Source organism: Phaeodactylibacter xiamenensis, assembly GCF_965229835.1.
Taxonomy (GTDB): Bacteria; Bacteroidota; Bacteroidia; order Chitinophagales; family Saprospiraceae; genus Phaeodactylibacter; species Phaeodactylibacter xiamenensis.
Genome location: NZ_OZ245931.1, coordinates 384,855 through 398,934 on the forward strand (window position 1 = coordinate 384,855; position 14,080 = coordinate 398,934).

The 14,080-nt window shown below is 47.3% G+C and carries 3 protein-coding genes; all 3 read left to right on the top strand.

The window, feature by feature from the left end:
• Positions 1-455: 455 nt before the first annotated feature.
• The 3 genes from ACO08I_RS01445 (at position 456) to ACO08I_RS01455 (ending at position 14,020) form a co-directional block, all read left to right on the top strand.
• Positions 456-1,241 carry a helix-turn-helix domain-containing protein gene (locus tag ACO08I_RS01445; RefSeq protein ID WP_282775815.1) on the top strand — a complete coding sequence of 262 codons (786 nt, stop codon included), beginning with the start codon at positions 456-458 and terminating at the stop codon, positions 1,239-1,241.
• Positions 1,242-1,305: 64 nt separating this feature from the next.
• Positions 1,306-2,433, top strand: a complete 1,128-nt coding sequence (locus tag ACO08I_RS01450) for a phage tail protein (protein ID WP_282775817.1) — start codon at positions 1,306-1,308, stop codon at positions 2,431-2,433.
• A gap of 103 nt (positions 2,434-2,536) precedes the next feature.
• Positions 2,537-14,020, top strand: a complete 11,484-nt coding sequence (locus tag ACO08I_RS01455; RefSeq protein ID WP_421948258.1) for a PKD domain-containing protein — start codon at positions 2,537-2,539, stop codon at positions 14,018-14,020.
• The last annotated feature ends 60 nt before the right edge of the window (positions 14,021-14,080 follow it).

A 14,080-nucleotide genomic window follows, 5' to 3' on the forward strand; every position in this document is an offset into this window, starting at 1 on the left:
AGTAATAACATATTCTAATTTTGTTCGGTCAGCGGTAGTGTTCGGTTAAGAAACCCAGGGCTTTCAAAAAAGTCCTAGTTGTCAATTGTTTACAGAGGTTTTTTAGAAAACGATTGCCCCCTAGAGAGGACTCAATTTTGCATCCAAAAGATGTCTCCTGACAAATCAAAACAAGTAAACCTCTACTTAGCACCTTACCCACGATTTTAATGCTCCAGCTTTACGAATGTCGGCCCTGTTTTTCAACAGGTGGAATGTAGAGAATTCCTTAAAGTTGGTAAACAGTACTGGAGTATCGAAAAGTTCTGCTGGTTTGCCTTCCAATAATCCGGAATTTTTCTTCACGGTATGTAAGGGCAATTGAAATGCTTTCAAAGCATTGAGGAACCATTTAGAATTGTTTTATTCTCTTTTAATTAACCAGCACGCAATTGTGCTGAACATTTACTGCATACATGGATAGCTTAAACAACAAAGAGGTCTCTGCTGATAGCCAACTCAGCAGGGCTAAATGTTGGATATTGCTGATAGGCTCAAACCAGCTTGTTTTGGAGAAGGTCAAAGAGTTTTTATCAAAGAACTACGAAGCAGATGTTTTAGACCTGACTTTTCCAGATAACCTTCGCGAGATATTAAAATATGATGTTTTAGTACTGGTAGGGCGAATAGCCCTTAGCTATTTGGCAAAAGCTGAATCCATAGTTGACTGTCAGATACCAATTATTGGGTATGAATTGAAAACTAATACAGATGAGCGGTTGCGAGCTAGGTTACACGGAGTAATCAGCTTTGTTGAGTCCTCATTTGAAGAAGTGGAGTTGGTCCTAGCTATAGAAACCGTAATTCAATTGGTAAACTTGCGGCCGCTGCAGCGAGAAAAGGGTGCCAATTTCAAAAAGGAATTATTAGCAGCCATAAAGCATTTGCTTGAAGTGCAGCCTTCGTTCAACGTGGAGGAATTATGCCGGTACATGAAGCTAAGCCACTCCACGCTTTACCGGAAGGTCCAGGAAACCTTTGAAAAGTCCCCTAGCCGACTTATAGCTTTTTGCAAATTGCAGCAGGCAGGAATAATGCTAGCTGAGAGAGATGAGCTAAATATTACAGAGATTGCTTACGCCTGTGGGTTTTCAAGTTCAACCTACCTAGCCCGGCAATTTAAAAAGGTTCACGGGATTACGCCCAAGCAATTCAGGAAAGCGGGTTTATCGTATACCCAATTTGTGCGAGTAATTGAATGAATTGTGCGGCTTCAATTCAATCATGTCTTCTAATTTTGAGAAGCAAATCAAAATAAACAATCTTATGAAAAACCCAAACCTATCAAGGGGCATCTGTTCTTTTTGTCCGTTACATGCCTTCTCTGTTGCGTTGTTAACCGTGACGTTGCTAGGCTTGCCTTCCATCCTTTACAGCCAGGTGCCAAATAGCATAAGTTATCAGGCAGTAGTTAGAGATGCTAGTAACAACCTGGTATCAAGCCAGAATATAGCTGTACGTATATCTATTCTGAAAAACAGCCCAAGCGGAACCGTCGAATACCAGGAAATCCATGGTGATGTTGTCACGACAACAGCCGGTATCATGGGCTTCAATATTGGTGGAGGTACCCCTAGCCCTGGATCTGTATTTACTAATATAGACTGGAAAAACGGGTCGTACTTTGTCAAACAAGAGGTAGACCTGGAAAAGGATGGCACTTACGATATTTTTGGCGATGCTGTGCCCCTGCTTAGCGTACCTTATGCCCAGCACTCCAATACAGCTAACCGTGCCACAAGTGCTGCCACAGCAGACATGGCTAGTTCTGTATCGGGTTCCTTTCTTGGTGGCTTATCTTTGCCTGTAGGTACAGTACTTCCCTTCGCAGGACCTTCGGCATATGTTGATGCTAATTTGGATGGATGGCTTGTTTGTGACGGTCGTCCATTGCAGCAGGCACAATACCCGGAATTGTTCGCTGTTATTGGTACTACTTACGGGAGTAATGGCGGGCAGTTCTTAATTCCCAATTTAAAAGGACGCTTTCCAGTTGGATTTGATAATCAGCAAACCGAGTTCAACACCACAGGAAAGACTGGTGGGAGCAAGTCATCTACCCTTAAGTCTGAAAACCTTGCTTCGCATGGACATGGAATAAATATCCTTAATATCGAGACTGATTCTGCAGGTGAACATAGTCATAAACTGGATTATCCGAAAAGTTCAGATGAAAATGGTAATGGATTTGTTTCAATTATGGGCGATGATGACAATCAGGGCCCCAGCTGGAATAATATAACTGACGGCCCAAAGACAACTACGGATGGAAAACATACTCATAAGTTTAATATACAAGGAGCTACAGATAATTATGGAGATGTAATTCCAACCCCATTTTCAAATCTCCCTCCCTATCTGACCATGAGCTTTATTATCAAGGTGCGACCGTGACGATATTGTCATTAGCTGATTTAAGAAGAGGGGGGTGAGGCTGACTGTATCGGTGTCTAATCCGGCTTCTACTTTTTGTCAATGACTAAATAACTGAATTCTCATGTGGAATCAACTATACTCCTGTCTGATTATTTTCTTGCTATTTATCGCTGTTACCGCCCAGTCACAAACCGCCATTAATGCTGCTTCGGCGGTATCTGCTACAAACAAAGGGCAGGTGACGGCAGCGATAGGCAGCCCCATTTACCTCATATCTCAGTCTTGCAATGGTACTATCTATCCAGGAGCCATACAGCCAGATCTGTCTACCCTGACCCGGGAGAGCACCTTCGAGGTGATCGACTCATCTGATGCATTTATTACTTTGGCATGGAGCATAAAGGAGGAATGTTTTAAGGTGTTTGAGGAAGGTTGCCAGACTTATCCGGATGGCATTCTCCTGGAGGTGCTTGGCAACGGCGAGCGGATTTACTCCGATATCATCTACGATGCTAATGGTTTGTTAACAGATAGCTACCGGCATTTTGTCGGTCCGGACAGTGCTGTTGATTATACGCTCAATTTATTTATTCGTGGCAATGGTGAGATGTCGTGCACCAGCCTGACTACCTCTTGCCGGTCTGAGTTGTTTCAACTTCCGCAAAACTTTATTGCTTCGGATACTTTGCACCCCGGACGGGTGGAATTGAGTTGGGTCAATAAGTCTCAGTTATCCAGTAATATATTGATTTTTCGGGAGCGCAACGGAGACTCCACGCTAATTGCAGCTTTGCCAGGCACGATCAAAAGAGATACGCTTTACAGTTTCGTCGATGAAGTTGCGCAGGACAATCCCAACAACCTGAATAATGGTTTCACTTATAATTATTGTATCCAGACTTTCAATGATCAGCTCGACCGCGTTTTGCCAGAGTTGGTATGTGATGAGGGAAGCACTAAATCAATAAATTTAAATGTATCCTCCCCTAATAACCGGGTGGTTAACTTAGCTTGGTCTGATGTAAGCACCTTTGGGCAGAGGCTAACTATCCTTAGGGATGGAGAACTTATTGCTACCCTGGACAGCATTGCCACTACATTTGTAGACCGGGTCCCAACTTTTGGTATTCCTTCCAGCTACCAAATATCTGTACTGAATGAAGCGGATCAACTTGTTGCCCGAGCTACAGCGACGATAGAATTGTCACCGGTAGGCTTGGTGAGTGGCTTTGTGCGCACACCGACTCAGGTAGGTATAGCCAATATTCCTGTTGTTTACAGTGCGGCAGTGGCGCCGGATACGCTGCGCGATACAGTTTATACGGATTACCTCGGATATTTTGAATTTACGGATGTATTCTTCGGCAGGCGATCTATTTTCGAGGTACGCCCTATTGATGTTGCAGGCTTTAATTTTGATGGGCAGCAACTGCGCGATACCCTTGCAAACGAAGAGCCCTTAAGCCGTACATTGCATTTCACCGCCCGTCAAAACTACCCAATAGCAACTGATGGCAGCATTAGCGTCGATACCATAACCACGGTAGCAGGTCTGGATAGCTTATTTTTTGGATGGTCCTATCAGTCTTCCGGTAACCTAAGAGATACGCTGCATTTCCAGCTGTTCCGGGAAGGGCAGCTGATCGATATCACGGATGATCAGTCACCTGTGCCGCTGCAAATGGTGGATACTAGCGGAAGTGGAGGTTATATTTATCAATACCGGATCGTCGCCTATGGATTTAAAGGAGACTCTATTGTTACTGGCAGCCGTGTGCTGCTGGATACAATGCCAATGGTTACAGCTCCGTCTAGCTTTCAGGGTATCGTCGATTATGATGTTAATAGCGATGCCGTAATGACGATGGTGTGGCAGCATGAGTCATCAAATATTGACGGTTTTCGTCTCTACCGGGACATGAGCCTGCTGGCGGTCCTGGGACCGGATGACCGCTTTTTCTATGACTACTACGCTGAGCCAGGCCGGTCCTATGATTATTTGCTAACAGCCTACCGAAAAGCAAATGAAGGTCCCTCATTGCTGGAGTCGGTGCCTTCTTCCGCAGGGCCTTTGATTATTCCTGCCCTTCAGCCAGCATCTGTGCTTACCCTTACGCCTGAACAGCCGAACAATGCTATGCTATTGAATTGGAGTTGGCCGTCAAGTGCGGAGGACTTCGATAATGTCACAGGTTTTTTGGTTTCCAGGAACGGTCAGCCCATAAAAACTGTACTAAAGCAAGGTATGGATTATAGTTTCCGGGATTATAAGGGCGTACCAGGAATGGTTACTTACTCGGTACAGCCTTTTCTATCTACTCCGGATACCATATTCATTGGTCCTTCAGTTGCCGAGTCTGCTGATTTCCCGACGCTTTCAGCCCCTCAAATGGTGGGCCTTGATAATGCCATTCCAGGTACAATAAAGGTAGAAATTGACGGAGTATACAGTAAAAATAATGCAAATTTTGACGGATTTTTACTTACCGCTAATAATCAGCCATTCGATACGCTTAAACCCTTTGAGTCCCTGTCATACTATACTCCTAATATAAAAGAAGGTCAAGCCGCTGTCAACATAGAAGTAAAGGCATTCCGCCATACTTCGGGCGGTACCGAACTGAGTGACCCGGCAGCAGGTACGAGCAGCGTGGCCAGTCAAAGCAATTTATCGCTTGAAGCGCCCACCCAATTTGATGCTTCCTGTGAAGTCCCTATGCACGTTAGACTCCAATGGCAGTACCCGGACTACATATTTTCTACCTTTTACGTTTATCGGGATGGCGTATTGCTGGATACCATGCCTAATACAGCCAGGTCTTACTACGATTATACTGCGGAACCTGGAGTACGCCACCTGTACAGCCTGCAGGCCAATTTTGAAGGTAGTCTGTCTCCGGTTGTTTACACCACTGGTCAGCGGCGGGGTACGGCCTATCTGCATGGGCAAGTTCTCTCTGGTCGTTATACCAATGATCGCAACAGCATTATGGTAGCTTTGGTGGATGAAAACAATGGGGATCAGTTGCTACTGCGCACTTTTACGGATAGTTCGGGTTATTTCCGGTTGGCTCAGCTACACGACAAAGTTGGTACCGGCAACTGGAAGTTGTTGGTTGATGGAGAAGGTGGAAGCCACAAGTTAGCGTCAGTGGAGCGAGGTGGACTGACTACCGGCAACCGGACGGTTTTATTCAGAGACAATTTTGAGGTAGCTAGCGTCCCGCCTTTACCAAGGCAGGACAGCTTTGCGCTGGTGACTGCCTTTCAACTGCACCTATTCCCGGAGGAGCAGGCGGTGGTTACTTCGTATTCTTTATCAGAAGGAAAATACGATGGGGCTTTTGTCTCCCGAGGTCTTACAGAGCTAGATGCCCTGGAAATCTCCGCAAACAAAAGTACATTTTATATGGATAGTACAGGCATCAGCGGTGCTTCCTACCCGTACGTAAGCAGCCCCTATTTGTTGAAAGAGGGCCGTCGGCTTTCAGAGGCAGAAGCAGGTGCCCGTTCACGTAGAGTGGATTACCCAACTTTGCCTCCGGTACGCTGTTTATCTGCAATTCCCAATCTGAATTATCGGGACAATACCGTGAAGCTGCAGTGGAGTCATAATAATGATAAGGTTTCTTACTATGAGGTGCGCCGAAATGGCTTGCCCGTGAAGCAAACCTTGCGGGGAGACTCCCTTGCTTACGTAGATACACAGGGAAAACCTGATCAGACCTATCAATATGAAGTTCGTGCAGTTCGTATTTCAAATGGGCGGCAGGATATTTCCCAGCCGAAAAGTATAACTGTTACCTTCCCGGAGGTTGCCCGGCCCGTACCACTAACCGCTACCCCGGTTGCTGATTCCAATGCGGTTAGATTAAATTGGAGTTATAATGGTAATGTGGTCAGTGGCTTCCGTATCTTTCGAGATGAGATACCGGTAGCTGATGTGCCTTTTAATGCGAGGAGCTATTATGATGCGGAGGGTTTTCCAAACTCTACCCCAACGTATAGTGTAGTTGCCTTGTTGAGCAGAGAAAACATGGTGTATCAATCCCGTCCAACTACTGTGCAGGCACAATTTCCTTCCTTGTTGCCGCCCAATAATCTTCAGGCTGTTGCAAATACCACGGTTGGCTCAGCAGTCCTATCCTTTGATTACAGCGCAGCTGGCGTAAGTCAGTTTAAAATAACTCGTAGTGCTGTGGGTGAGCCTACTGAAAATGTTAATACCATTTTTTATAATTATAACGGTCAGGTTCAAACCTTTGAAGAGGTAGATAAGGCGCCTAAGCCCGGGGTTACTTATACGTACAACGCTGTTGCGGTGAAGAAAATAAATGGAAATTCTTTTGAATCGGAGCCCGCTATGGTTCAAATTATCTATCCTCGCCCTCCGGACCCTCAGGGCCTTGGTGGAACTACGGGTAACCCCACTTGGGTGGATTTAAACTGGTCAATGGACTTCGCAGGTAATGTGGATGGATTCTTATTAACTAGAAACATTGGTAGTAATCAGGACTCATTCCTTATCTCATCAGCGGGATCCAGAACATACCGAGACGTCTTTTTTCCATACGACCCTCTGCCCAACACTATTTTCAATTACTCACTTAGGAGTTATCGCCTGATTAACGGAATATACTATTATTCCAATGGCTCAAGCCAAAGTATAGGTAAACTGGAGAATAGCGGTTCTTCTTCCAGTTTATTCAACGTTACTGCTACGAGAGGCACCTTACCCAATCGGGCTCGTATAAGTTGGGAGTACAACGGCGCTGGTGTTTCTGAATTCTTGGTTTACCGTGATGAGGAAATAATTGCTAATCTTGAACCCAATGAGTTCTTTCTTAATGACAGCGAGGGAGTGCCTGGAAGACCTTACGTTTATACGGTTAGGGCAAGAGTTAACGGCACCCTTGATTCTGGAAAATCTGATGTGGGCTTCTCCAAAGGAAATGGACAGCTTGAAGGGGAAGTGCGAACATCACAGGGCAATGCCCCCGTCTCGGGTGCATCGCTGACTGCCAGCGGTATTGTGGAAGGGCAGTTGTATACCTATGTTGCTGAGACTGATAATTCCGGGCAATTTGTTATCCCCGGAATGTATATTGGTGAAGAACCAGTATCCTATGAACTGGGGGTAAAGTTCAGAAACCATAGTTTTATTAAGCCGAAGCAAACGTTTAATCTTTCTCCAGAGAATAATCTGCGGTCTAACATAGTCTTCTTTGATACTACTGCTTATGTAGCCACCGGCCGTATTGACTATGCCAATACGAACTGCAGTATAGACAGCATAACGGTCCGGGCACGACATATTTTGTCTGACAGCATAGTGGTGGTAGAAACTGGACAAACGGATAAGAATGGGCAGTACTCCCTGATTCTTAATCCTTATCTGGAGGGGCTTACTCGTATTGAGATTGTGGCGGATAGCATTTTTGTAAGAAATCAGGGCACGCCGAACGAAAGCCGCGTCTTGCATAATTTTGTCTCTACCTCAAGTAATATTATTAGTGTTCCTGTGCCCCAGCAGACAATCATAAATTTTGAAGATCAGCTGTCTTACCCGGTTAAAGTAGCGGTTAATAACATATGCGGATTCGCAGCGTCCAGCAATGGCCGCTTTGATGTCGAAGTTTCTACTCGGGATGGTTGCTTTAAACGGATACGCCAAACCGCCCTAAACGGGCGGGTAACGATAGATTTACCCCCATTGGATGGATTGGTAGCGAGAGTAGTCAGCGCAGCACCCCTTACGCTGGAGAATAACCTGATTGTTGATTACCTGGAAAATCGGCCTTTCAACCTTGAGCTGGCAGCTTTTCATCAGAAAAACACGGGCTTTAATCAGCTTGGCAACTTTGTTCAACTTAACACAGACTCGTTGATAGAACGGGAACTAGTGTACCACAAACCCGCAACGATTACCATAGCCAATGAATTCGGACAGCGCCCTACCTGCGATCCTTCTCAGCCACGCTTTCTGTATAGCAATATGCCCTACAATATCAATTTAAGTGTTACTGAACTTCATCAGGGCGTGGATTGCGATGTACAGGGAGGCTATCTAATTGTCAATAATAGCGCTGCACTCAAAAATTCCCTTGATACGCTTTCCTTCCAGCCATCTACTGGTGATTTTAAACGGCATGAATTTATTGGAGGTACCCCAAACCTAGTCCCCCCGTACCGGAAGGGGATAAACGTACAGTATTTCTCAGGCCAGGGGGATTTACTGGCTGAGCGGACCATTCCGGTGGTTGTAATTGGCTCTTCACCACTGCCAGGCAGTGACATTATCGTTGATATTGATGAGGATGGACAGGTGAAATTGCCCGTAATGATCCTGCGGGACCCTCCGGGTGATGGCAGCTTTAGCTCAATAGAGGAAGGGACAACCATTACGAAGTCTCTGTCGAATTCTTTCGGCTTCGAACTTGGTGGCAGTGTTGATTTGGAAACCGCTTTCACCGTGGGAGGAGTAGGTGCTTATGTTGATGCCCAACTTGCCGGCGGCGGCGGCGAAACGGATGAGTCATCGGTGAACCTGTCCTTCACCACTAAACAAACTATATCTACTTCAAGTGCACCTGACTTTGTTGGTGAGGATGCAGATGTACTGGTGGGTTTAGGCATGGCCATTCAGTATGGGCTTTCCGAGCGGATCTCGTTTAGCGAGGAGAGTTGTAGTTTTCAAAAAATCCAGGAGCTATCGATTCAGCCCAACGCAATTAAAACCGACTGGAGTTACACGGTCGGGCAAATCAAACAAATTGCGAAGGAATTGAAAGCGCAAGCTGATTCTGTGAGGGCTGGATCATTAGTGATACAGGAGGCAGGAGTGGAGAAGTCACCAACTGAAGCAATAAAAGACCTAGAGACCCGTGCCCAAAACTGGGAATTGGTCCTGGATTACCACGGCAGAACGTCGTTGCCTCATCATAATTTTTGTACAGAGGTCCTCAATGCCACTCAACTTTGGCAAGCTGCGAAAAAAGTTGGTGGTGATGTGGATTTTACATATTTTGCTGATCGCGTAAATAAAGCCAAGGCCGCTAAGGATTTATTCTGTACTGATCCCGCCGTAGTTACTTTTCTTGCGCAGGACTCTGTTACGTTGACTCGAGGTCTTCAGCCTCTGATTTTTAATACAGGTGTCGCTGAGAAGTACGAACGGTCCACCCGACTTGTAGATTATTATCTCGACTCTCTGCAAATCGCTACTTCACAAATACCGGAAGCTGTGGCACAGGCGCCAACGAGCGCTGTTGTTACCAATGTCGAGAATACAACGTTTTCTGCGGGTGTTACTATCGAAAAATCCTCAACTTCAGTGCGGTCTCGCGGCTCAAAATTCACCCAGAAAGGGTACTTGAATTTTTCAATCAGTGCTGGTGTTCTTCTAGGATTTTCAGCATCTGCCGGACTCGGCTTAGTTACAGAGGTATCTGACAGCGAGGGTAGAGTCGGCGCCACTTTCAATTCTGCTTTTGAGTGGTCCGATGAACGCTATGAGGAGATAACAACCGAATCTACGGTTTCCTATACTTATACCGATGATGACCCCGGCGACCAGTTCAGTGTTACTTCAATATCTGGTCGGATATCTGGTCATACACCATATTTCCAGCTCCTTGGTGGGCGTTCTAGTTGTCCCCCTGAGGCCGGAGCTATACTACGTGACCGGTTTGATATTTCTCTAAACGATCCAGTGACGCAGTCCACATTTGATTTTCTGGAACAGCGGGAGCTTAATCCAAATGTACCCGCGACTTTCTACGTGAAGCTCACTAATCTGAACCCATTTGGTGAGCAGAGAGATCTCTACGTTTATCATAATGCAGCTAGTAACGAAAATGGCGCAGAAATTAAGATCAATGGTTTAGGGATAGGAGGAGGAGATGCATCCGGTCAAGCATTTACTTTCGTCAATGCAGGGCAATCCCTGATTTTCCCCCTGACCGTAAACCGGCCTTTCAATGGTTACGAAGTTAAGAATGTCGAGATCATAATGCGACCGTTTTGCGCCGACGGAGACACCTTTACACCAGATGGTAGGGATACGGTGGTAGTTAGTGCCTACTTCAAATCTCCTTGCAGCAATATTAGTATCGCCTCACCAGGCAACGACTGGCTCATCACCCGCCGCAATCCTTTCCAGGCAGACAGCCGGGAGGCGATCGTGTTGGAAGTGGGCGATTATGATTCCAAAAATCCCAACCTGGAGGAAATCTATCTGGAATACCGGCGTATCGGTGATGGCTCGGGTTGGGAAATCATACCGTTCACTGAACTCGAGCCCCGCTATATCGTCAATAAGGATTCCCTGCTGAATTACGACATGGAGAACTTTGGACCGGGGGTATCTCCCCGTTTCTTTTTCACCTGGGACATCACGGATTTAAACCAGAAGTATCCGGACGGTATTTATGAAGTTAGAGCTGTGGCTGCTTGTGGCACCGATGGCGTAGTTCAATCCAATATCATCCGCGGGCAAATCCGCCGACAAGCGGGCGAAGCATTTGCCCTCTTTGAACCTTCCGATCTGGTCTGGCAGGTTGGCGATGAAATCAGCATGAAGGTCAATAGAGAAATAGACTGTGCTACACTGAATGAAGCTTCATTTATAGTCGTCAACGAATTAGCGCAGGACACTGTTCCTGGCACTTTTGGGTGTGATCCGACCGAGAATAAACTGGTGTTTCTCCCACTCGCACCTTCCTCCCTGCTTGAGACGTTGCAGCCCTTTGATAATCAGTTGCTGACCATTAAGGTTTCCGGGTTGCGTGATGAATTTGGAAATCCCTTCCCTCTGCTCAGAAACGCTCAGGGTATTGTACAGGAAACATTAGATGCCAATGGAAATACCGTACCGGCCAGGGATACCTTCAAATGGGATTTCCGGGTAGTCGCGAGAGATATTCTCGTGCAGGACACCTTCCTGGAAACCACGATTTATCAGGATAGCGAGGGGATACTCAATACGGTCTTATTCAATACTAATCAAGGGGCAGGAGCGACCATTGGCTTCTCTATTCCTGAACTTGTGGGGCTTCCATGGCTGCAGGCTACTCCTCCTAACGGTATAGTCTCTACCTCTGATGGGCTGCCTGTTCAATTCAATATCAATGGCAGCTTGTTACCGGTAGGGGATACCACTGTTGTGCTGAGCGTAGTGTCCAACTCTAACCTGGCTAACGCAGGTGTTGACAATATCCGGATCAAAGTCAATGTACTGGCTCGTCCGCCTTATTGGGAGGTGGACCCGTCGCAGTATTCCAATTCTATGCAGGTGGTCGCGAACTATCAGTATACCCAACCTCCTGGAAATGCCCCTTCCCGAGATACCATGGACGTCCTCAGTGCCTGGATTGGTAATGAAATCCGGGGCGTGGCACGGATAGCGAGTACGCAAACTGGTCAATACGCGGCCTTTATGCTGGTATATGGCAATCCGGAGGATATCGGGAAGCCGCTCGAATTCAGGGTGTGGGACGCTGACCCCGGCGAGGAGTATAATGCTTATCCGGTTGACAGTATCTTTTTTGACCAAACGACCCTCGTAGGTTCCTTTAGTCAACCAGAGGGTCTACTTGTGGACCGGGTCCGCGACCGGGCCCGCTACATCCCAGTGAATGGAGAGAGCGATGGGGGTGGTGGGCTGACCTGGCTGTCCTTCAATAATAGAGAAACCGATATGTCGGTGGGTGAACAGCTCCGGGAGCTGAAGTCACTGCAAAACGGAGACATCATAAAGACAGAATTGTCCTCAGCTGGCTATGTAGAAGGAGTAGGCTGGATTAGTACAAATGGCCTTGACAGCATTAAGGCAGAAGAGGGCTATATTTTATACCTGGGCGGTCTGGATGATACGATACGGGTGACCGGGCGTGATGCAACTTTCGGTCCGATAGTGCTGGAGCAGGGCTGGAATCAGATCGGTTATCCATTACAGGATACGGTCGGGATTAATGATGCATTCAATCTCTTTAATATCCGTGATGGCGACCGCCTGCAAACGGTTCCACAGGATCCGGTAGCCCTTAGCCTTCCACCCAACATGATTGCTGAGTACAATGAAGGATTAATGAAATGGCTTTTTGCCCCTGGTATGGAAGTGATGCGCCCCAATTTTGCCTACCAGATACTGGTGGGAGAAGCAGGCCCGTTACTTTACCAGGGGGCAACCACACCGCTGAATTCTGAGCCTGTTAGCGATGGCATGGGCAGTAATTCGCCGCTCTTCACGCCTGCAGACCCCACTACCTGGTTGATTGACCCCTCCGCTTATCCTTCTAGCATGGTAATTACTTCAATGCTGAAATTTGGCGGAGAAATAAGTCTGGACGAAGGAGACCGGGTAGCTGCCTACGTCAATGGCGAATGCCGGGGCGTTGCGCCGGTGAGTTTTGTATCAGCGCTGAATGCTTACCGGGCACCGCTGTTTGTCTACGGCGCGCAGGCTGGCGAAACAGTCGAATTCCTCATGTATGATGCCAGCACGGACCGGGTTCATTTGGCCGCACAGCAATTATCTTTCCAGCCCAACGGCATCGAAGGTAGTTTTGTAGAACCCTTCGTTTTCGAAGCACAGTCCATGAGCGCTACCTATGCCCAAAGCAGCACTTACTGTGCCGCGGATGCCAATGGTACACTGGGCATCACCATGGTCAGTGGCTTGCAGCCACCTTACAGCTACGAATGGAATACCGGCGCGCATACGGCTTCCCTGGAAGGCCTGACCACCGGTGATTATACCGTAACTATTACCGGTGCAAATGGCTTGTCCTTCACGGATACCGTGGCCCTTGAAAATCTTGAGGTGGAAATTCCAGCTCCGGAAGTGGAATGGTCAGCTGACAATCCGGTCTGCCGGGGTACGGATGTCGTGCTCTACGCGCAGGCTCCGAATGAGGAAGCTTCCGTGCGCTGGGAAACAGCCGATGGAAACTTATTACAGGAAACTCCTGCGTTAATGATAGAGGGCATTCAGTCTGCTTATACCGCTTATGCCAAAACGATGTACCGGGGCTGTGAGTCTGAGCCACTGGAAGCTACCGTACAGGTATACCAACCTGACGCAAGCTTTACGGTGGAGCCGGCCGTAGAAGTGACTACAGAAACAGAAGTACAGTTCAGCCCCGCAGAAGCCACAGGTGCTTTCGCCTGGGATTTTGGGGACGGACAGAGCAGCAGCCTGGTTAGCCCACAGCATCAGTATAGCCTGCCGGGGCATTATCAGGCCATTCTTTCCCGTACCGATCTTGCAGGCTGTACAGGCCAGGGGCTTTATGACCTGTGGGTAAATGCGGCCACACAGGTACTCGAACTGCCAGAGGGCGAATTACGCTTGCAGGCCACGCCCAATCCATTTGGGCAGTACATAGATGTACAGCTCCACCTGCCCTACAACAGTCAGTATACGCTTGAACTGTTATCCATCTCCGGGCAGGTTCTTGAGCGGCAGCAGCAAGTCTGGCAGGCTGGTGAGCAAACGATCCGCCTGCTGCCTGATCTGGCGGATGGCACGTATCTGATCCGGTTGGAAAGCAGTAAGGGGCATCAGCTGGCATTACCAATTGTCAAGCAGACGCCAAGGCCTTAAAGTATTGGCAATGAAAGGGATAAAAGGCAATTTATTTTTAGGAGTATTTTTCTAATTAAA